The 21270-nt window shown below is 67.1% G+C and carries 14 protein-coding genes; 3 read left to right on the top strand and 11 right to left on the bottom strand.

Annotated features, from left to right (window positions below; translation table 11 throughout):
• Positions 1–88: 88 nt before the first annotated feature.
• The 4 genes from tssM to tssJ all read right to left on the bottom strand — a co-directional run bounded on the left by tssM (position 89) and on the right by tssJ (position 7233).
• Positions 89–3751 carry a type VI secretion system membrane subunit TssM gene (gene tssM / locus QMO14_RS09605; protein ID WP_301506441.1) on the bottom strand — a complete coding sequence of 1221 codons (3663 nt, stop codon included), beginning with the start codon at positions 3749–3751 and terminating at the stop codon, positions 89–91.
• On the bottom strand, positions 3751–5154 hold the full coding sequence (locus tag QMO14_RS09610) for a DotU family type VI secretion system protein (protein ID WP_301506443.1): 1404 nt from the start codon (positions 5152–5154) through the stop codon (positions 3751–3753). Before QMO14_RS09610 ends, tssM begins: the two co-directional genes overlap by 1 nt.
• 8 nt (positions 5155–5162) lie before the next feature.
• Positions 5163–6542, bottom strand: a complete 1380-nt coding sequence (gene tssK / locus QMO14_RS09615; protein WP_301506551.1) for a type VI secretion system baseplate subunit TssK — start codon at positions 6540–6542, stop codon at positions 5163–5165.
• A gap of 172 nt (positions 6543–6714) precedes the next feature.
• A complete protein-coding gene (gene tssJ, locus QMO14_RS09620) occupies positions 6715–7233 on the bottom strand; it encodes a type VI secretion system lipoprotein TssJ (protein WP_301506445.1) in 519 nt (172 codons plus the stop codon).
• 249 nt (positions 7234–7482) lie between these two features.
• On the opposite strand from tssJ, the gene QMO14_RS09625 reads away from it, so the two are divergent.
• From QMO14_RS09625 to QMO14_RS09635, 3 genes are read left to right on the top strand one after another with little or no spacing between them, the layout of a single operon-like run.
• The gene (locus QMO14_RS09625; protein WP_301506447.1) at positions 7483–7782 is read left to right on the top strand and encodes a TssQ family T6SS-associated lipoprotein; all 300 of its coding nucleotides are present in this window, start codon (positions 7483–7485) and stop codon (positions 7780–7782) included.
• A 58-nt stretch (positions 7783–7840) separates the two neighbouring features.
• Positions 7841–9907 (top strand): type VI secretion system-associated FHA domain protein TagH, encoded by a 2067-nt coding sequence (gene tagH / locus QMO14_RS09630; protein WP_301506449.1) that lies wholly within the window; start codon positions 7841–7843, stop codon positions 9905–9907.
• Entirely contained in the window at positions 9900–10706 is an 807-nt protein-coding gene (locus QMO14_RS09635; RefSeq protein WP_301506452.1) for a PP2C family serine/threonine-protein phosphatase, read from the top strand. Before tagH ends, QMO14_RS09635 begins: the two co-directional genes overlap by 8 nt.
• A gap of 15 nt (positions 10707–10721) precedes the next feature.
• Here QMO14_RS09635 and QMO14_RS09640 read toward each other — a convergent pair whose 3' ends face one another.
• Genes QMO14_RS09640 through tssH form a run of 7 tightly spaced genes read right to left on the bottom strand, consistent with a single transcriptional unit; the run spans position 10722 to position 21173 of the window.
• Positions 10722–11102 (bottom strand): DUF4150 domain-containing protein, encoded by a 381-nt coding sequence (locus QMO14_RS09640; RefSeq protein WP_301506454.1) that lies wholly within the window; start codon positions 11100–11102, stop codon positions 10722–10724.
• Between the two features lie 15 nt (positions 11103–11117).
• Complete coding sequence (locus QMO14_RS09645; RefSeq protein ID WP_301506456.1) at positions 11118–11762, bottom strand: DUF3540 domain-containing protein; 645 nt, start codon at positions 11760–11762, stop codon at positions 11118–11120.
• Between the two features lie 53 nt (positions 11763–11815).
• Positions 11816–12865: a pentapeptide repeat-containing protein gene (locus tag QMO14_RS09650; RefSeq protein ID WP_301506458.1), complete on the bottom strand. Its 1050-nt coding sequence runs from the start codon at positions 12863–12865 to the stop codon at positions 11816–11818.
• The gene (locus QMO14_RS09655; RefSeq protein ID WP_301506460.1) at positions 12862–15573 is read right to left on the bottom strand and encodes a DUF2169 domain-containing protein; all 2712 of its coding nucleotides are present in this window, start codon (positions 15571–15573) and stop codon (positions 12862–12864) included. Before QMO14_RS09655 ends, QMO14_RS09650 begins: the two co-directional genes overlap by 4 nt.
• A gap of 19 nt (positions 15574–15592) precedes the next feature.
• Positions 15593–16021, bottom strand: coding sequence for a hypothetical protein (locus QMO14_RS09660; protein WP_301506461.1), 429 nt, complete (start codon positions 16019–16021; stop codon positions 15593–15595).
• Between the two features lie 14 nt (positions 16022–16035).
• The gene (locus QMO14_RS09665) at positions 16036–18405 is read right to left on the bottom strand and encodes a type VI secretion system Vgr family protein (protein WP_301506463.1); all 2370 of its coding nucleotides are present in this window, start codon (positions 18403–18405) and stop codon (positions 16036–16038) included.
• Between the two features lie 20 nt (positions 18406–18425).
• Positions 18426–21173, bottom strand: coding sequence for a type VI secretion system ATPase TssH (tssH, locus tag QMO14_RS09670; protein WP_301506465.1), 2748 nt, complete (start codon positions 21171–21173; stop codon positions 18426–18428).
• Positions 21174–21270: the final 97 nt, after the last annotated feature.

The following is a 21270-nucleotide window of genomic DNA, read 5'->3' on the forward strand; positions in this document are numbered from 1 at the left end:
CCGCGGAACCGGCTTTGCCGGGCCGCTGGTGTTGCCCCCTGCAAGGGCGCAGGAGAAGCGACACGAAGTGCGCGAAGCCTGGGGGTGTTCATGATTTCCCGGGGCAGGAGAAGCTGTTCATCTGCGGCAGGCGCAGCGGGTTGTAGACGCTGTTGGCCGTGACCGCGAGCACCACCTTCTTGCCCTGCAGGTCGAAGCTGGCGTTGAAGGATTCGGGCGAGCTGCCCGCGGAGATGGAAGCCTTGTCGAAGAGCCTGTGCAACGCCCACGGCCCCTCGGTCACGATGCCGCCGGCCGGCGTGCCGTTGGCGGTGGTCACCTGCAGGCGCACCTGGTTGCTGTTGCGCGGGCCCGGCCACTTGATGGTGCTGGGCGCCTGCGGGCCGTGCGCATAGCGCACCGTCTGGCCGTCGACGTCGAGCGTGAACTGCGTGAGCGCCGCGTCCATGTCCTCGGGCCGGATGTCGATGGTGAACGAGGGCGTGCGCCCGCCCGCCATGCCCGAGAAGAACACATCGCGGATCGCCTGCGCCTTCTGGAAGGAATCGAGGTAGGCCGAGCGCCCCGCCGCGCTGCCGTCCACGCCGCGCTTGAAGGCCCACGGGTTGACCGAGGTGTCGACCTGGGTGATGAGGTTCTTCTGGAAGAAGTCGTCCATCATTCCGCCCGGTGCGAACAGCTGCGCGAAGTCCCCCGAGGCCACGTCGCGGCTCGATCCGCGCTTGAACGGGTAGCGCCCCGCGATCGCCTGGTTGCAGAAGGTGCCGATGCTGGCCGCCGCGCTCTGCCCGATGTTCTGCCGCGTCACCGCCGCCGCCTTCGACGAGGCGGTGGCCGAGAGGTCGTTCAGCATGCCCTGGAACGGCACCGGCAGGCGGCCCGCCTCGGCCTGCACTTTGGTGACCGCGTCGCTGGTCGGCGGAATGTTGCCGCTGCGCAGCGCGGTGTCGGTGGCGGTGAGGAAGTTGTAGAGCTCGTTGATGAGCGCGGCCGTCGCATCGATGGGCGCCTGCCCGCCCTGCTTGGGCGCGGTGACCATGCGGCGCAGCGGCTCGAAGTGGTTGTCCACCAGCGACTCGGGGCGGTCCAGGCGCGTGTTGCGGCGCTGGCTGCCGTCGGGCTGGCCGATGAGCTGCTCGATGCGCTCGCGCGTGCTCTGCACCCGGTTCTGCGCCTGGTCGAGCAGGCTGCGCGCGGCTTCGTCGTGGTTGCGCAGCAGGTCGGTCTCGCGCGCGGCGCCGCGGATGATGCGCGACATCGGCGACTCCGCCGTCGAGAGCACGCGCGTCATCTGGATGCTCTGCAGCAGCGAGCGGCTGTCGGCCAGGCGGATGTCGACGAGGTAGTCGTCCCACACCTTGATGTAGTCGGTGAGATAGAGCCGGCGCACCTCGCGCAGCAGCAGTTCGCGCGAGGTGATGTCGGCCATCCCGGGCGCGCGGATCTGCAGCACCCAGCGGTCTTCCTGCTCGAGCGACAGCGCCGTCTCGGCCATGCGCTTGTCGAAGATGTCCCAGTAGCCGCGGTAGGTGAAGAGCGTGGGAATGCCGTCGGTCAGCGGCTTGCCGCTCGCGCGCCGGATGACCAGCGCGGACTCGGCGCCGCCCGCCTCGGCGATGCTGAAGGCGTTGGGCGGGCTGGTCTGCAACAGTATGCGGCGCAGCCGCGCGTACGAGCGCTGCGCCAGCGGCACGCCGGCCAGGCGCTCGCGCGTCTGCGTGATGAGCTTGTCGTCCTTGGCGAAAGGCGAAGTCACCACGCGGCCCGAGAACAGCGCCTTCAGGTGCGACTCGAGGTTGGCGCGCTGCTCGCGCGTGAGCGAGGCGCCGATCTTGCGGTCCACGTCGGTGAGCAGCCAGGCCTGCAGGAAGTCGGCGTCGTAGCGCTCGGCGTCGTACAGCATGAGGTAGGCCTTGAGCGCTTCGTAGCTGTATTCGGCGTCGTTCTTGGCAGCCTCGCGCAGCGACTGCTCCACGCGCTGCGCGGCCTGCGGCAGCAGCACGGTCTCGAGGGCGCGCTGGTAGACGCCGTCGGTCGCGGCCTGCAGCTTCTCGCCCTGGTAGAGGCCGAAGCGGTAGGAGGTTGGCGGATCGGTGATGTCGAAGTGGCTGGACTTCGGCAGGTCGCGCAGCCGGTCGAGGATGAGCAGGGAGCTCGCGATGTCGCCGCTGGTGTCGACCACCGTGGGCAGTTCGCCGCGCGCGGCGGCCTTGTTGAAGGCCTTGGCGTTGGTGTCGACCTCGGCCACGTAGTCCTTGTTGTTGCGCCAGCTGTTCACGCAAGCGCCCAGCAGCAGCACCAGCAGCACGCCGATCACGCTGTAGCCCGCGATGTCGATCGCCCGCTTGCGCCGGTACCAGCGCAGGTTGGTGCCGGCCACGCCCGCGTCGCGGAAGATCACCTGCTGCAGCAGGTCTTTCAGGAAGTAGCTCTTGCCCGGGCCCGGCGGCGGTGCCGGCGGCGCGTTGACCTGCAGGTAGCGCTTGATGGCGCCCATCACGCGGTCGAAGGCGGTGCCCTCCTGCGTGCCGCTGGTGAAGTACACGCCGCGCAGCATCGACGCGGCCTCGAACTTCGAGGGGTTGAACACGTCGGCCAGGAAGGTGCCGAGGATGTCCTCGAAGCTCGCGAACTGCTGCGGCAGCAGGTAGGCCTGCGCGCGCCGCATCGGGTCGGACTCGGCCGCCAGCAGCTCGGGCAGGCGCTCGTCCAGGCGCTGGTGAAGCAGCTTGTATTCCTGGTGGAAGCGCTCGCGCAGGTCGGCGCCCACGGGCGCCGCGCCCTTGTTGCCCTTGGCGGCCTTCGCCGGATTGCCCTGGATCGGGAAGGTGAAGCCCCACACCTGCTGCCGCTCGGTGCGGCCCAGCGAGCCGAAGTACTCGTTGAAGCCGGCCAGCAGGTCGGTCTTGGTGACCAGCACGTACACCGGGAAGTCGATGCCCAGGTCGTTGCGCAGCTCCAGCAGCCGCTTGCGCAGCGCCATCGCGTGGCGTGCGCGCTGGGCGTCGTCGGCCAGCGGCAGGTCGGCGATGCTGATGGTGAGGATCGCGCCGTTGATCGGCTGGCGCGGGCGGAACTTCTTCAGCAGCTCGATGAAGCCCTTCCACTCGCCCTCGTCGGTCTCGCGGTTGCTCTCGTGCGTGGTGTAGCGCCCGGCCGTGTCGATCAGCACCGCCTCGTTGGTGAACCACCAGTCGCAGTTGCGCGTGCCGCCGATGCCGCGCACCGCGGCCTTGCCGAGCTGGTCGGCCAGCGGGAAGTCGAGGTCGGAATTGACCAACGCGGTGGTCTTGCCCGAGCCCGGCGCGCCGATGAAGATGTACCAGGGCAGCTGGTAGAGGTACTGCCGGTCGAACAGCGAGAAGCGGCTCGCGGGCTTGCCGTCGGCATCCGCGCCGAAGCGCATGTTCTTCAGGATGTTGGTGGCGTCGGTGAAGCCGCTTTGCAGCTCCTTGATCTCGGGCGCGTCCTCGGGCTTGGCCTCCTTCTCGCTTTTGGAAGGCGTGCGCAGCTGGTTGAGCAGCTGCGCGTTGAGCCGGCGCTCGCGCCACTTGCGGTAGATGACGCGCACGAGCCAGATCGCGAACATCAGCACGATGACCACGATGCGCACGATCTCGTCTTCGAGCGGGCGATAGCGGCCCACCGCGATGGCCGGGCCGATGACCCAGATCAGGAAGGCGAGCGCGACCAGGCCCAGGAAGACCCACAGGTCGCGGCTGATGAGAAAACGGAAGATGGCGCGCAGCATCAGCGGGTGCCTCCGGGCCGCGGTGCGGGGGCGGGGGCCGGTACGGCCAGCGGCGCGGGAGCCACCGGCGCCACCAGCAGCGTCACCTCGACGCGGCGGTTGCGCGCGCGATTCGCTGGAGAGTCGTTGGGCACGAGCGGGTCAGCGTCGCCGCGGCCTTCGGCGCGCAGGCGTTCGGGCCGCGCAAGGCGCGCTGCGATCATCTTCTTCACCGCGTCGGCGCGGGCCTGGGAAAGTTGCCAGTTGGAGGGGAAGCGCACGCTGCGGATCGGCTGGTCGTCGCTGAAGCCGCTGACCAGCACGTTGCCTTCCACGGAATTGAGCGCGTCGGCCACGCGCGTGAGCACCGGCGCGTAGCGGTCTAGCACGCGGTCGGAGCCCGAGGCGAAGAGCCCGTCGCCGCGCAGTACCACGACACTGCGATCCGCCTCGTCGCGCACGGTCAGCAGGCCTTCGCGGATCTCGGGTTCGAGGAAGCGCTGAAGGCGCGGCACCGGCGCCGGCATGACGACGGCACGCTCGGCCTGCGGCAGGCGCACCGCGTTGACAGCCGCGAAGGCGCCGTCGGAGTGGCCCGCGAGATTGAAGGTGAGGAACGCGAACACGGCCACCAGCAGCACCGCCGCCACCGCGCCCACCGCCCACACGGGCAGCCAGTTGCGCGAGCGGCGCACCGGCGCGCTGCCGTCCTGCCAGTGCGGCGACAGCGGCATCGGGATCTCGCCGCGCGTCTGCCGGATGATCTGCAGCAGCCGCTGCTTGAGCGTCTCGAGCTGCGAGCGGCCGTTGTCGATGACGCGGAAGCGCCCTTCGAAGCCCATCGCCAGGCAGAAATAGATGAGTTCGATCAGGTGCAGGTGCTGCTGCGGGTTCTGTACCAGGCGCGACAGAAGCTGGAAGAACTTCTCGCCGCCCCAGGTCTCGTTGTGGAACATCACCAGCAGGCTCTGCGACGACCAGATGCTGCCGCCCCACGGCGTGAGCGCGGCGGCCTCGTCGACCGCGGTGCACAGGCAGTAGCGCGCGCCGATGATCACCTCGGGCGAGATGCCTGCCTGCTGCGCGCGCGTTTCGAAGCGGCGAACCTCGTCGACGAGATGCTCGCGCAGCTGCGAGGGCGCGGGATGGTGGCCGGTGGCGCGGATCTGCGGGATCAGGTCGAGCAGCGGATTGGCCGCGGCCACGAGCGGATTGTTGCCCGCGAGCGCCGTGTCGCCCGCATGCGGGCGCCGCGCGTCGTGCCAGGCGGTGAAGGAATCGGGCTGCGCGCCCAGGCCGCCTCCCATGCCGGCACCGCGCGAGGCCGGCGGCATGCCGCCCATGCCGCCATTGGCGTTGCCGCCGCCGGGATTCGGCGGCACGAAGCCACCCGGGCCGACGGCCATGTCGTTGACACCGTTCATAGAGTCCCTCACGGACGGATGGCCCAGAACTCCATGGCCAACCCGGGAAAGTCACCGGCCAGGTGCATCGCCACGCCGCCCGATTTCTCGAGCTGGCGCCACATGTCGCCGCTCTTGTCGAGTTCGAAATAGTGGTAGCCCGCGTTGTACGGGATCTGCCGCGGCGCAACCGGCAGCGGACGCACCACCACGCCCGGCAGCTGCAGTTGCACAAGGTCGCGAATGCGCTCGACCGAACCGATCTTCACCTGCGTGGGGAAGCGCTGCTGAATGGCATCGGCCGGCAGGTCGGCATGCACCGCCAGCACGAAACCCGCGTTGCGCACCAACACCGGGTCGGGCATGCGGCCCACGCGCACGCCGTGGCTGCGCTCTTCGAGTTCGATGGCGATCGCGCTCTGCTCGAGCACGGCGGAAAGCGAGCGCCGCAGCTCCTCGAGCAGCGGTCGGATGCATTCGTTGAGGTTGTCGTGGTCGTAGATCGGCCACAGCACCGGCCGCCGCGTGGGCGATGTGTGCGTGGCCAGGTGGCAGGCCAGCTTGAGCCAGTCGACGAAGAGCGCCTCGGGGTGCACCTGCACGGCCTGCTGCGCATGCCACGTGAGTGCGAGATAGCGGTTGACCAGTTCGAGCAGCAGGAAGTCGGAGACTTCGCTCACGCCGCCGCGCCCCGGTTGCGAAAGGCGCGAGGCCAGAGCTTCGGAGCGCTGCGTGAGCAGGCCGTGCAGCTCCGCAATCATGCTGCGCAGCATGGCATGCGCGGATGCGTCGAGCACGGGCGGAATGTAGTTGGCGTCGACCACCAGCTTGTGGTCGGTGCGACGCTCGATCACGCGCACCGCGCCGATGGCCTGCCATTCGGCGGTGAGCGATGAAGCGCGCGCAAGCCGCAGACGCGGCGCGGCAAGCTGCAGCACGGCGGGGCCCAGCGCGATGGCATTGCCGTCGTTCACCTCCCGCTCGATCACGCCGAAGCGCGCGGCAGAGCCTTCGTCCTCGGAGAAGATGACTTCCTCGCTGCCGGGCCTGCGCAAAGGCAGCGCGAGAACTATGAGTTCGTCGGTGAGCTCGTTGGGCACTTCATAAGGAAGCGGTGCGTCTTCGGCGCCGAACGAGAAAGGCGTGCCGTCGGGCATCACGCCCGCGCCGCCCAGCAGCGACACGCGGCCGAGTGCATATGCGTCGCGATCGATGTCCAGGTGCAGCCAACCCCAGTAGGCGCCTTGCAGGCCCGCGGTGCGCCGCGTCACGTACTGCTCGACATAGCGTTCCATTTGCTGGAAGTGCTGCGGGCGAAGGTACATGCCCTCCGACCACACAACGCGATTCGCCAATGCCTGCGGATGAGCGCCATGCTTTGCGGCGCCCGGATTGCGAACTGTCACCAAAAAGACCTCCTGGGGAGTGCTCACGTCGAAGCGGGAGATGCGCTGATGAGCGGCCTCCCGGTCCACTTGTTTTGCTCTCGATGCTACACGGCGCGTCTTACGTTTAGCACCGCATTTCGCCAACGAATTTCTCGCACTTTCGTACTAGCGATTCAATACCTTGCGTTCAAAGTTAACGACTTGGTAGCAACTCTATTCCGGACTTCCGGACTGCGACGCTCACGGCCTGTTCGCTTGGCGAGAACTGCCATACCTTGTAGAGGTTGGTTTGCTTGGGTTCCTTCAATGGCAGCACGATGCGCCAGCGCGCTGCCTCCAGCTTGCGATAGCCCGCGATGATGCCGATGGCACGCGAGTCGAGGCCCGCCTCGCGCTTGAACACCCGTTCTTCACCGCTGCGCATGATGGCCTGGTCGGCGTTCACGAGTTCGGTGCCGAGTGCCTCGCGGTCACGGTCCTGTAGTGCGAAATAGTCTGCGGTCTCGAAGTTACCGGAAGATTTCAATTCGAAGACCTTCACGAGGATCGGAGCGGCCTGGCCTCGGCCGTCGGGATTGACGCCATCGTCGATCCTGATGGTGATGGCGTAGGGCGTGGGCATGGACTTCGCCGTGGATGCGCATCCGCTGATGAGACCCGCGAACAACGGTGTGGTCGCAAGTGCGCCTTGTAGCAAGCTTCGTCGATGCATTGAAATCTCCCGTGAGGTTCGCGGCTTATATTATCGAAGTCATGCGCCTTTACGATGGTGCATGGCGTGCATGCCGCAACAGAGCTGCACACTATCTCAAGCATTGCATTTTCATTGCCTTCTGCAAGGTAGGAGAGAAGATTGAAGTCATGTCTGCCTGCTCTGGCGTTAGCTCTTCTTGCGGTCGCCGGTTGCACGACCACGCCGCCGCCGGAGCCCGCGCCCCAACCCGAACGACTGAGCCAGCAAGTGGCGCGCGCCACGCTCGAGAAAGCGCAGCAGGCGTATGACGAAGGCGACTATGCCAAGGCACTCAGCACACTCAAGAGCGGCGGTGTGTCGGTGTTCGAAGGCGCGGAGCCGGACACGCGCCTCGATGCGATGAAGCTCGAGGCCTTCAGCTACTGCGTGCTCAACCAGATCCCGGAGTGCCGGCTGCAGTTCCGCAAGATCCTCGATGCGTTCCCGACCTTCGAGCTCAACGTGGCGGAGCGCAAGCATCCGGTGTGGGGCCCCGCATTCGAGGCCGCCAAGCGAATGAAGCGTTGATGAAGAACATCGCGGCCGCACCGGCGCCGCGACGCGAGAAGACCAACACGGAGAAGCCATGCGTTGGACAGTGATCGAACACGCGGGCAGGCCGGTGGCCACGGGCCCCTCTGCATTGCTCGCCGCACCCGGAGGAACGATCGGACGCAGCCCCGACAACACCCTCGTGCTGCCCGACGAGCAGCGGCAGATCTCCCGCCTGCAGGCGACCGTGCGCTACGACGACGACGGCGTCGCCGTGCTGCGCAACATGAGCGCGGTGCTGCCCATCAGCGTGAACGGACGCCCGCTCGCGCACGACCAGGAATCGCGCGTGGCCGACGGCGACAGGGTCACGATCGGCAGCTACGTGCTGGAGGCCTCGAGCGCACAACATGCCGCGCGCCCGCTTTCTCCGGTGCCTGCGCCTCCATCTCCACCACCGCCGCAGCCTCATCCCGCACAGCCGGCACCGCCCCCCTACATGCCGCCGCCGGCGATGGCCGCGCCGCCGATGCAGACAGCAACGGGCCCCATCGACGCACTGCTGCCTTCTTCCGGCGCCTCCGACGTCTTCTCCGACCTGTTCGGCGAAGGCGCCCTGCCCATCGGCGACATGCAGCCCACGGTGGCGATGCCGCCCCCCCCGCGCCAGGCCGCGCCGGTGCCGCCACCAACGGCTTTCGCACCACCGCCACCGCCCAGCCCTGCCTTTGTTGCGCCCCTGCAGCAAACGTACCAGCAGCCGCCTGCACCGGCGCCCCAGCCTGACCCCTGGGCCGCGCTCGCGCCATCGGCACCGCCGAAGCCGAGCCCCGCCCCGACCGCGGGCACCGGTTCGTCGCAGATGCCTTCCGCAGCCGACTGGGACGCCATCCTCGCCAATGCGCCGCGCCGCGTCGACGGCACGCCCGCGCCCATGCCCGACCCGATGGCGCACGAGCCCTTCGAGCTGCCGTCGCAGGCACGCCGCAATCCGGTCGATCCGCTCGCGGAGCTGAATCCCGATGCGGCCAGGGACATGTCGGGTGTGGCGCTCAAGCGCGGCGTCGATCCGCTGTCCTTCTTCGCCTCCGACGAGAGCGCGCACTCGCCGCTCTCCGATCCGCGTCCCACCGCGCTGCCCCACACCGATCCGCTACTGCCGGGCGACACGCACCCGGCGCTCGACCTGCTGCAGAACAACAGGCCGGCGGTGCAGGGCTACAGCCATGCGAACCACACGCGCGAAGTGGCGGCGCAATTCCGTCCGCCGAATCCGGTGGCGATGCCTGCACCGCCCCCCGTCGTCGAACCGCCGAGGGTGGAGCCGCCGCCGCCCGCGCCGGTTCCACCACCGCCTCCCCCACCCCCTCCCGCAACGCCGCCTCCGCCAGCCGTACAGGAGGTCAAGCCCGAGCCGCCTCCCGTCTTGGAGCAGCCTCCGGCAGCACTGCCCATCGCAGCACCGGTAGCGGCCACCCCGGCATCGCCGCAAGCCGCAGTACCCACGCCGACACCATCGCCTGCACCGGCCGAGACCGCAGCGGCTTCTTCGTCGTCGGCGGAAGCCCTCTTCAAGGCCTTCCTCGAAGGCGCAGGCGTGCCCGAAGTCGCCGGCCAGCAGCCGATGGACATCGAGGCCATGCAGCGGCTCGGCCGCATCATGCGTGCCTTCACCGACGGCACGATCGAGCTGCTCTCTTCACGCGCCATGCTCAAGCGCGAGGTGCGCGCCGAGATCACCATGATCGTGGACGAGGAGAACAACCCGTTCAAGATCCTGCCCAATGGCCGCGCCGTGCTGATGCAGATGTTCGGCGCGCGCATGCCTGGCTTCCTGCCGCCCGAGGCCGCCGTGCACGACGCGCTCGGCGACCTGCAGTCGCACCAGCTCGGCATGGTCGCCGGCATGCGCGCCGCGCTGCTCACGTTGCTGAAGCGCTTCGACCCCGCCGCCCTCAGCCGCGAGACGCCGAATGACGGCAGCCTGGGCGAGAAGCTGCTGCCAGGCGGCCGCGAGGCCCGCCTGTGGCGCGAATTGCAGCAGTTGCACACCGAGACCACCGCGGCCGTCGAGGACGACTTCCAGGCCGTGTTCGGCCGCGCCTTCCAGCAGGCCTACGACAAGGAAATGGAACGGCTCAAGGAGATGCGCCGTGCTTGAGGCCACACGCTCCTCGTCGTCTTCCTCTTTCGCCGTGCCGATCTCGACCTCGCAGTTCTCCTGCGTGGGAGAACGCAGCGGCAACCAGGACGCCATCGGCTACCACCTCGACGAACGCAACGGCTGCTTCGTGGTGAGCGACGGCGTCGGCGGCAACGCGGGCGGCGAGTTGGCCTCGCGCATCGCGGTCGACACCGCCCTCAACACCTTCGTGGCCGGACCTTCGCTGGCCGCCGACAACATCCAGCGCTGCGTGAAGGCGGCGAACGACGCCATCCTCGCCAAACAACGGGAGCTGACCGAGCAGAGCCGCATGAGCGCGACCTTCGTGTCGCTCTTCGTCGACCGCATCACCAACCAGGCCTGCTGGGCCCACGTAGGCGACAGCCGCCTCTACTGGTTCCGCCGCGGCGCGCTCATGCAGCGCACCGAAGACCACAGCCTGTCGGAGCGCTCCGGCGATGCGGCCGCGAGCCAGCACCACGGCGGCGAGCGCCTCGTGAAGACCAACCTGCTGTACCGCGCACTCGGTGCGCGCGCAACGGCCGAGGCCACCATCACCGCGCCGCAGCGCCTGGCCGATGGCGATGCCTTCCTGCTCTGCACTGACGGTCTTTGGCAGCTTATTTCGCAGCAGGTGATGGAGCGGTCGTTGCAGCTGGCCGACAGCGCGGAGGAATGGCTGGCGCTGATCCGCCGGGCCGCCGAGGCGAAGGCCGACGATTCGCGGGACAACTACTCGGCGCTGGCGGTGTGGGTGGGGTTTCCGCAGCAGGTGACGCTGGCGGGAACCGTCTGAATCGACGCGCCCTCGTCAGGGCGCCAGCATCAGCACCTTGAACTGGCTCGGCACGATGCGCATGCCGACGATGTTGCAACGGTTCTGCATCGTGATGCTGGTGACCCGCGTCGCCGGCGTCCCCTTGAGAAGCACGGTGAAAGCGCCCGTCACGTGCCGCGATTGCTGCATGAACGTCTGCGACACGACGCCGCCCAGCGCCCCGGGCTGATCCCCCAGGGTGATTGGCGTGGTCGTCGCCATGTTGTGTGCCGGCATCGCCATGAAGAGGATGTTCCAGGCATTCGGAACGGCCATCGGCCCCATGGCCATGTTCGGGTATGGAATGGGCACCGGCGACTTGCAGACGTCGGGGAATGCCAGGTCCATTCCCATGAGCTGACAATTGGCAAACATCTGGTACCTCCTGGCCTAACCCATGTGGATCTGGGCCGCGTCCACCTTCACCAACTCCTGGCCGGTGACCACCGTGTGATGGCCGTGGATGCGCACCGTCTCGCTGGCCTTGTAGTCCAAGTGGCCCGCTCGCACCTGGTCGACTTCATCCGTGAGGCGCAGCGTCTGGCGCGCCATCTGCACGATGCGATCGGCCACGGTCTCGAATACCTTGCCCACCAGCCGCACGCTTCCGGCTGCCGCCTGCACGGAGCGTGTCACCAGCCGCAGTTCACCGACGTCGCACTCGCTCTCTTCCGTCTTGAGCACGAAGCGCTTGTCTGCGCGAAGCCTGAGCTCCGAGGCACTCGCGATGGTCACATGGCCGTTGCCGGCAGACGCGAAGGTGACGTCTCCCGCCGCCTCGATGCAGCTTGACGACGCATCCACCTGCTCGATCACGGCGATCAGGTAGGCCCGCGCACTGTCGGGACCGGAAATCAGCACGGTGTCGCCGATCGCCGGTTTGAGCAGGCAGCTCGCCGCGCGCCGGCAAACCCAGACGGTACCCTGTTCGTCGTCGACGCTGATACGTCCATCCGGCAGCAATGCGGCGACCACCCCTTGGAAGTGAACCGGAGCCGTCAGCAACGAGGCTTTGCGCAGTGAAACGACTGACATGGAGATCTCCTTGTTTCGATGGGTAGACAGTGGAACGGGCAGGCCTGGCGGCATCAGCTCGGCGGACGGATCTCTTGGGCCTTGAACAGCTCCGAATCGTTTTCGATGATGCCACCGCTTCCCGAGAAACGCGCACCTTCGCGCGCGGCCCGATGAAAGCGGGTACGCAAAAAGCGTGCATTGCGCAAATCGGCGTCATGAAGATCGGCATAGGAGAGATCGGCATCGTGCAGATCCGCGTCGCGAAAGCTGGCACCCCTCGCCCGCGCGCGATGGAACACGCTCAGCGGCAGGCGTGAGCGGCTGAAATCGGTACCTTCGAGTTTGGCGTCGGACCAGATCGACTGATCGAAGACGGCATCGCTGCAATTCGCTCCACGCAGATCGGCCTGCGGGAACATGGCTTGGGCGGCATCCGCTCCACTGAAGTTCGCATGGGTCAGCGTGGCGCCCTTGAAATTGCTCTGGGTCAGCACGGCGCCGCTGAAATCGACGCCTGCCATCGCGCTGTCGGTGAACTGGCAGCGCAGGAAGGTGGTGTGCGGCAGGCGCTGACCTTCGAGATTGCACTCCATCAAGATCGAACCTTCACATCGGGCCTGAGCGAACTCCACCGTGCGCAGATCCATGCGAAACAACATCAGGTGCAACAGCTGTGCCCCGCGGCAATCGAGCTGATCGACCCTTGATTCGGTGACGACGATCTGATCGCAAATGCTCGGCTTCAGCACGGCATTCCCGAGTTCGCATCTGGCAAAGGCCACGCGTTCCATTTGGGCTTTCCCGAAATCCGCATGAGCCAGCGAAGATTCGAAGAAGTTGGTGTCCTGCATGAACGCGCGGCCGAGTTGCGCAGCCTCCAACCGACACCGAAACACGCGCACGCCTCTCAAGCTGGCCGCCGACAGGTCTGCCCGGTCGAAGTTGCATTGCGTCAGCGAACTGTCGTCGAGGCTGGCGCCACGCAGATTCGCCCGGCTCAGGTCGACGTGCTCCATCTGCGCCCCCGACAAGTCGACGCCGCTGAGGTCCTGACCCGCGAGACTCGCGTTGACCACCGGTTCGCCATGCCGAATCTTGTCCAGAAGTTCTTCGACTGTCATCGAACCGGCTCAGTCCTTCGTGCGGGCAAGGTCTTGGCTCCTTGGGTGTAGGCGCCGATGAAAGTGGTCGAGCCGTCGATGGCGGCCTGCGACACGTCGGCGCGAAACAGATTGGCATCCTGCAGGCTGGCAAAGCGCAGGTCGGCCTTGGAAAGATTGGCGTCGATGAGATTGGCGCCGCGCAACGAGGCTTCGCGAAAGTCCGCGCGAATGAACAGGCTCTCGCCGGCATGCAGTCCCTCGAGCCGCGCGCGCCGCAGGTCGCACTCGGAGAAATCACAGCCTTCGAGGCGCGCCCTCGCGAGATCGGCGCCGACCAATATGGCTCCGCGCAGGCCGCACTGCCTGAGCGAAGCGGCGCAGAACACCGCCTGCACCAGGCTGCAGCCATGGACGAAGGAACAGGTGACGAGGCTGGCCTCGGTGAAGTCGACCCCCTCCCGCGCATCGACGGCGACGAAAGCACAGGCGTTCAGCGAGGCGCGTACGAAGGATGTTCCCTTGAAGCTGCACTCGACCCAGCTCACCTGCTTGAACGCGGCGTCGTCGAAAGCGATGTCTTCCAGTGCCAGCTTGACCATCGCCATCTGCTCCCAGTGCGAGCCGCGCGCATCGCAGCGCGCCCATTCGCTTTCGAACAGATCGGCTTGATTGAACGCGGCCTTCGCCAGCACGCAGGAACGAAAAATGGTCTTGCTGCAACGCGTCTGCACGAAGCTGGCCGCCGTGAAGTTCGCCCCTTCGCATTGCGCGCCGCCCAGATTGGCCTCGTCCAGGCGCGCATCGGTGAGCGAAGCCCGGACCAGCCGCGCCCGCGCAAGCACCGCGCGCGTGAAGTTGCAGCCATCGAGCCGCGCGTCGCTGAAGTCGACATCTTCGAGGTTCGCTTCCGTGAAGTCGGCACCGCGCAGATCCAGACCCGAGAGGTTGGCGCCGACGAAGTTCATGCCTGCGAAACGACGCTCGCCGCTGGCTGCGGCCTCGAGGCGCCGGCGCAGCCGCCTGGAGCGCAGGCTGCTGGCCGGCGGCGCCGGCTCGAGCAGGTGTGCGCCGTAGAGGTGCCCCATGCGCGCGCTGCGCCCGGCCTGCTCGCGCAGCCGCGCGTTTTCGGCGGCCTCGTCGGATGTGAGGGGAGTCCGGCGCTCTCGCGCCGCTTCTTCCTCGAGGCGCGCGAGGTCACGCAGCAGGCTGTCCGGGTCGAATCGGCGCTGCACAGGCTTGCCGGTCCGCGCCTCCACCTCGGTCATGGCCTTGTCGATGCTCGCCTTGATCTCGTCGGACAGCTGGCGCGGTTCCATCTGCGACAGCGGCGGGATATCGATATCGGGTTGAATGGCAGCGGGCATCCCGCGTGCGACGGCCTGAGCGCGCCCCTCGGCGCCGCGGGCAAGGGCCGACTCGCGCATCTGCTCGAGGGCTCGATCGGCCTTCTCGGCAAAGTCTGGCAGATCGTCCATGGAGGCAGGCGGATGCAAATCCGGTTCGGACAGGGGCGGCAGATACTGCTCGGGATCCAGGCCCTGCTCCAGCAGGCGGGCGCGCAGGCGTTCGTGCTCGCGCTGCCGGCCTGCGCGCAGGTTGCGCGCCAGCGGAAGCGAAGCGATATCGGGCATCTGGTCGCCTGCCCATGGCCCCATGATCGCCTTGGGGACCAGGTCGCTGTCGCGCAGGACCAGCACCGCCTTGGCCGGATCGATGCGCTGCTGCAGCACCTGCTGGTAGTGGGCGAGCGGCCGCGGCTGCCCGCGCAACTCGAGCGCGGGCATGATGTGCTTGACGTCGGCCGCGTCATCCTCTGCGATGGGCGATACACCGTGCCAGACCAGGATGACGCGCTCGGCGTGCGGAAAGAACCAGGCCGTGCTCATGCGCAGCGAAATTTCCGACAGCGCGCCACCGTCTTTCTGGAAGCTGGCGAAGCAGCGCGCCTGCCAATCGGGCAGCTGGCCGCGCATCACCGGCTGCCGGGGGTGCATGTTCCACAGTTCGTAGGCGGCGCCCGGAGGCAATTCGCTCTGGCCAGGTAGGCGCTGGTCGGCAGGTGCGGCATTGAAGTAGCGCCAGTCCATGTCCTCGGCGAAACCCGGGTACTCGTGCTGCAGCCACTGCTGGTCGTAGGCGCGCCCCATCAGCGCGAGCCGCTGCGGCCGGTCGGGGGGTATGGCGCCGAAACCCGCAGGCACGATGCGCCGCCCGGGTACGTCCTGACGCGCGCCGGGCACCTCGACGTTGGGAAGCCGGCGCGTCTGTACGCCGTTGATCGTTTCATCGAAGCTGCCGATGCCTTCCGGGTTTTCGGGCTCGCCCGGGCCGCCATAGGCATGCGCCCAATCCAGCCTCAGGCGCTCGAAAGGCTGCGCGGGCGTGGCGCGGCCGTCGAGCCAGTAGCGATCACCGCTCACCAGCAACGACTTGGCCTGGCCATGGAAGACGGCCTGGGCCGCGCACAGTGTCTTGTCCTCCTGATGCGCCGTGTACGCATAGCCGCTGACCAGCCACTCCGGCTCGATCTTGGGCACGCCCATGTCCAGCACGTTGCCGGGCCCGATCTCGTCGGCCGCCAGCTTCCAGAGATCCTGGTCGGGCATCAGCAGGGGCTCGGGCGCCAGGCTGGCCATCGCGAAGACCGAGACGCCCAGGAAGTCTCGCCGCTGCCGTCGGAAGGGCCGGGTGATGATGCTCAGGCGAAAGGGCTTGATGGTCTTCATCGGGGGCAGCGCACCTGCTTCAGCGCACCGGCTGATCGATGGCGATCTCGCGCGAGGCCGGGTCGAAGCGCAGCTTCACGGAGCGCCCTGGTGCGAAGTCGGCGAGCTTCACCGGGCTGATCGGGGCGACCAGTTCGGCCTCGTAGGCGGGCGATCCGCCTTCAGGCCGTACCTGGAACTTGAGCCGCACGAGGATGTAGATGCGCTCGACCCGCGTGCCCGTGTCGTAGCTCTCGAGCACCAATCCTGTGGCCGGCTGGCCCGTACGAAGCACTCGCTCGGCGCGATCCGTCCCCATCACCTGGCGGTTGACCACACTCTGCTGATCTATCACGCGGAATACATAGCGCTTGGCCAGCGTAGTCAGCACGGACGGCAGCAGCAGGACGACAGCGATGATGACAACCAGATACCAATACTTGGTGAACCACACGACGAAAAGGTCCAACACGCGCTCCAGGCTCAGAGATAGACGGTGATGCCTCTGGGGTTCACCTTGACCTGGGACAGGTCGATCTTTGTCGCCTTGTTGTCCGCCGTGAAAACCGTCTGGGTGGTGGTGAAGAGGCCGATCGCACCGCTGGCGGAATACATGTCGAACTTGTTGATGGCGCCCGTGATCGAGTAGGCGTTGAAGCCCAGGTTCTGAGCGGCAACGCTGATCACCCGCCCGTTGGCGAAGACGGCTAGCCCGTTGATGCTCACGTTGATCCCGTTGATCCCCATGTTGAAGCCCTTGAAGGCAATGCCCCAGTCCGTGAAGGTCACCTTCTTGGCCGACTTGTCCTCCACGTGAGGTGCGTCCAGGATGATCTTGGTCGGCGACTTGACCGTGATGTCCGCCGCGGTGCTCTCCAGGTTCATGGGCCCGTCCGTCGTCGCACTCAACGACGTGTTCGCGTGCACCTTTTGTGCCCCCTCGACGAGATAGTCCTCGTCGCCGTGGACCGTCACCTTCTTCCCCTTGGTTTCCTCGGTGTACAGGCCGACCACCTTAGTGGTCTGCGGACCCGCGATGTCCTCCTTGAGCGACTTGCCGATGATTCGCTCTTCACCGCTGTCTACCGTGTCCGTGCGCTTGCCGGTGACATGGATGGTCTGGTTCCCGATGACATCGACCTGCTGGTTGCCGCCATCCACCTTGATGAACTGGTCTCCGCCGTTGACGGTGATCTTCTGCGGCCCGCCCTTGTTGACCGTCAGCGTGTGCGGCCCGTTGACCGTCTCGTCGAGCGAGGTATTGGTCTTGTAGGTGTCCGCGCCTTCGATCACCGTGTCGCGCGTGCCGTCCACGGTGTGCGTCTCATTGTTCTCGACGCTGACGCCGAAATCCTTCTGCGCGTGCATCTTGATCGACTCTTTGCCGGGATCGTCGTCGATCACGAAATGGTTGGCCAGTTCGCCGTCGCCCTTGATGGTGCGGCTGATGAAGCCGCTGACCGTTGCCTTGGCCGGCAGCTCGAGCGGCGGCATCTGGTCGGCGTTGTAGACGCGGCCGATGATGATCGGCCGGTCGGGGCAGCCGGCGATGAAATCGACGATCACTTCCTGCCCCACGCGCGGGTGATTCACCGCTCCGAAGTTCGAACCTGCCCATGCGCTGGACACACGCACCCAGCAGGAGCTGTCCTCGTTGCGCTGGCCGTAGCGGTCCCAGCGAAACTGCACCTTCACGCGGCCGTATTTGTCGATCCAGATGTCCTCCCCTGGCGGGCCCACGACCGTGGCGGTCTGCGGGCCGTGCGTGGTCGGCATCCGCGTGACGCGCGGCGCGCGGAACGGAAACGACGTGGGCTGCACGTCGAAGTCGAAGCTGTAGAGGCCGTCGGGGCTGCCCGTGGCATAGCCGCCCTCGCGCAGGTTGTATGTCACCGAGACGATCAGGTATTCCTTGTTGTCCTCGTCGCGTGGCGCGTTCTGCATGCTGAAGCGGTAGCCCGGTGCCATGCCGCGCACGTTGGAGTGGCCTGTGTCCAGCTCGGCCCGGGCCTGGGCTTCCTCTAGCCGAATGCGCGCGTAGTGCTCACCATCACCGGCATCGCTGTAGCCGCCGAGCCATTCGTACATCTCGTAGCGGCCGTGGTCGTTTTCGCGCGGCTGGCTGCGCGCGTTGAGCAGGTCGGCCTTGGGCTTCTTGAAGTCGAAATCGTCGACCACGAAGGTGCCGGGACGAATCTCCTCCGTCACCTCCCACTGGTCGATCACCTCGCGGCCCGTCTCGCCTGCGCGATCGGTGGCGAGATAGCCGATGCGTGGGTAGCCCGGCAGCGTATCGTGCGCACCCATGTCGTCGGCCAGCACCAGCGTGTGCTGGTTCTTCTCGTGCTTGAAGTAGTAGTAGATGCCCTCGTGCTCCATCAGGCGGCTCACGAATGCGAAGTCGGTCTCCTGGTACTGCACCGAATAGTCGCGCTGGCGGTAGGTGGCGCCGAGCTTCTTCTCGAACGCGAACCCGTACTCGCCGAGCACTTCGTCCAGGATGTCGACCACCGACTTGTTCTGGAAGATCTTGCAATCGCTGGTGCGCGTGAGATACCAGAGCCAGGGCCGCACAAGGGCACGGTACACCACATAGCGTGACGAGCTCTCCTCGCGGCCGATCATCGTGAAGCGCGTGATCTGCCCGTTGAGGTAGCGCGGCGTCCCGTCGATGGTCACGATCTCGAGAGTGAGCGGCTTGCCGAGCACCGCCTTCATGTCGACGGAAGTGTTGGGACTCAGCAGGTCCACTTCGAACTCGAAGAGCTCCGACAGCCCTTCCTTGCCGTGCATCGAACGGAACAGCAGCTGGTCCGGTGCAAGCGGCGTGTGTGCAGTGACGACTCTGGCCATGTGGTGCTCCCTTTCTGCGCTCAATGTTCGGAGAATTCGTAGCGGAAGTCGTCATCCGCCGCACTCAGTTGCACACTCGCAAGCTTGCGCGCACTGACCGTGGCCCCGATGACTTCCTCGCTCAGCCTCGGAAGAATGGTGTGAGTGAGGATCGCGTCGATCATCCGGCCGCCCGATTCGATGGCGGTGCAACGGCGCGCCAAGAGTTCGACGGCACTGTCGTCGTAGGCCAGCGCGATGCCGTGGTTCGCCTGCAGGCGCGTCGCGATGCGATCGAGCTGCAGGCGAATGATGCGATGCAACGCCTCTGCGTGCAACGGGTAATAAGGCACTACAACGAGGCGACCGAGCAGCGCGGGCGCGAACACCTTGAGCAGCGGCTCGCGCAGGGCGGCGGCCAGCGGCTCGGGGTCGGGGCGCAGGGTCGGGTCTTCGCACAGCTGCATGACCAGGTCGGTGCCGACGTTGGAGGTCATGATGATCACGGTGTTGCGGAAGTCGATGTGGCGGCCTTCGCCGTCTTCCATCCAGCCCTTGTCGAAGACCTGGAAGAAGATCTCGTGCACGTCGGTGTGCGCCTTCTCGATCTCGTCGAGCAGCACCACGCTGTAGGGCCTGCGGCGCACGGCCTCGGTGAGCACGCCGCCTTCGCCGTAGCCCACGTAGCCGGGCGGGGCGCCCTTCAGCGTGGAGACGGTGTGCGACTCCTGGAACTCGCTCATGTTGATGGTGACGAGGTTCTGCTCGCCGCCGTACAGCGCTTCCGAAAGCGCCAGCGCCGTCTCGGTCTTGCCCACGCCCGAAGGGCCGCACAGCAGGAACACGCCGACGGGCTTGTTGGGGTTGTCCAGCCGCGCGCGCGCGGTGCGGATGCGGCGCGAGATGGTCTCCAGCGCGTCGGGCTGCGCGACCACGCGGGCCGACAGGATCTCGCCGAGCTTCAACACCGACTGCGCGTCGTCGCGCACCATGCGGCCGATGGGAATTCCGGTCCAGTCGGCCACCACGGTGGCGATGGCCTGCGCATCGACGGCCGCGAGGATCAGCGGCGATTCGCCTTGCAGCTGCGAGAGCTTGTCCTGGGCCTCGCTGAGCTCGGCGCGAATCTCCTCGGGCGTGCGCTGGGGTTCGGCCGGAGGCGTGTCGGGGTCCACGTCGGCATTCGCCGCTTCTTCGGCAGCTTCTGCGTCCGTTGCATCGGCTTGCGTCTGCAACTGCGGCACGGCGGCCGGCGAGAGCAGCTTGCGCAGCGCGACGATGCGCTCGACCAGCGCGCTTTCTTCCACGCGCCGCTTCTCCAGCACTTCGAGCTCTGCCTTCGCCTGCTCGACCTGCGCCGCGATGTCCTCCACGCGCTGATGCTCGCCCACGCCGATGGCGGCCTCGCGCCCCGCGATGCCCGACTCGATGCCCAGCACCTCGATGCGGCGCTGCAGGTCTTCGATGGCGGCGGGCAGCGCGTGCTGGCTCAGCGCCACGCGCGCGCATGCGGTGTCGAGCAGGCTCACGGCCTTGTCGGGCAACTGGCGCGCCGGGATGTAGCGGTGAGACAGGCTCACGGCCGCCTCGAGCGCGGCGTCGAGGATGAGCACGCCGTGGTGCTTCTCGAGTTCGGCCGAGATGCCGCGCAGCATCAGCACTGCCTTGGGCTCGGTGGGCTCGTGCACCTGGATGGTCTGGAAGCGCCGCGTGAGCGCCGGATCCTTCTCGATGTACTTCTTGTACTCCGACCAGGTGGTCGCGCCGATGGTGCGCAGCCGGCCGCGCGCGAGCGCGGGCTTGAGCAGGTTGGCCGCGTCGCCGGTGCCGGCCTGGCCGCCCGCGCCCACCAGCGTGTGCACCTCGTCGACGAAGAGCACGATGGGCTTCGGGCTCTTCTCGACTTCGTCGATCACCTGGCGCAGCCGCTGTTCGAACTCGCCCTTCACGCCGGCGCCGGCCTGCAGCAGCGTGGGGTCGAGCACCCACAGCGACACGTCCTTCAGCGAAGGCGGTACGTCGCCCGCGGCGAGGCGCGAGGCCAGGCCTTCGACCACCGCCGTCTTGCCGACGCCGGCCTCGCCGGTCAGCAGCGGATTGTTCTGACGGCGACGCATCAGGATGTCGATGATCTGGCGGATCTCGTCGTCGCGGCCGTAGACCGGATCGAGTTCGCCAGCGCGCGCCTTGGCGGTGAGGTCGCTCGCGTACTTGGCGAGCGCGGAGCCGCCGGCAGCGGGGCCGTCGCCCTGGTGATGCGCCGTGGCCGGCACGCCGCCGGCTGCGCCAGCCGCGGCGGCGTCGAAGTCGTCCTCGGGCGAGCCTTCGGTCCAAGAGGCCAGCTGAGCCACCAGCACGTCGGGCACGATCTTGTCGAACTCGCGCGAGATGCCCGAGAGCACCTGCCGCAGCCCCGGCGTCTTGATGATGCCCGCGAGCAGGTAGGCGCCGCGGATCGAGGTGGCCTCGAAGCGCAGGCTCGCATAGACCCACGCGCGTTCGACGGCGTTGTCGACGTGCTCGGAGATGTCGCTGATCGAGGTGGCGCCGTGCGGCAACCTGTCGAGCGCGCGCACCAGGTCCTGCTCGACTGCGTCGAGATTGAGCCCCGCGCGCCTGATGATGCGCAGCATGTCGCTGTCCTGCTGCTGCAGGATCTGGTGCAGCCAGTGCACCAGCTCGACGTAGGCGTTGCCGCGCAGCTTGGCGAAGGCGGTGGCGGTCTCCAATGCCTTGTAGAGCATCGGATTGAGCTTCGAAAACAAAGAGACGCGGCGGATGTCGGTCATGGATTAAAGCTAACCCCCAGTCTTCGCGCACTTCGTGTCGCTACGCCGACCCCCTTGCGGGGGGCAACTCCGGTGGCCCGGCGAAGCCGGTTCCACG

The sequence above is a fragment of the Variovorax sp. CAN15 genome (assembly GCF_030462475.1).
GTDB lineage: Bacteria > Pseudomonadota > Gammaproteobacteria > Burkholderiales > Burkholderiaceae_C > Variovorax.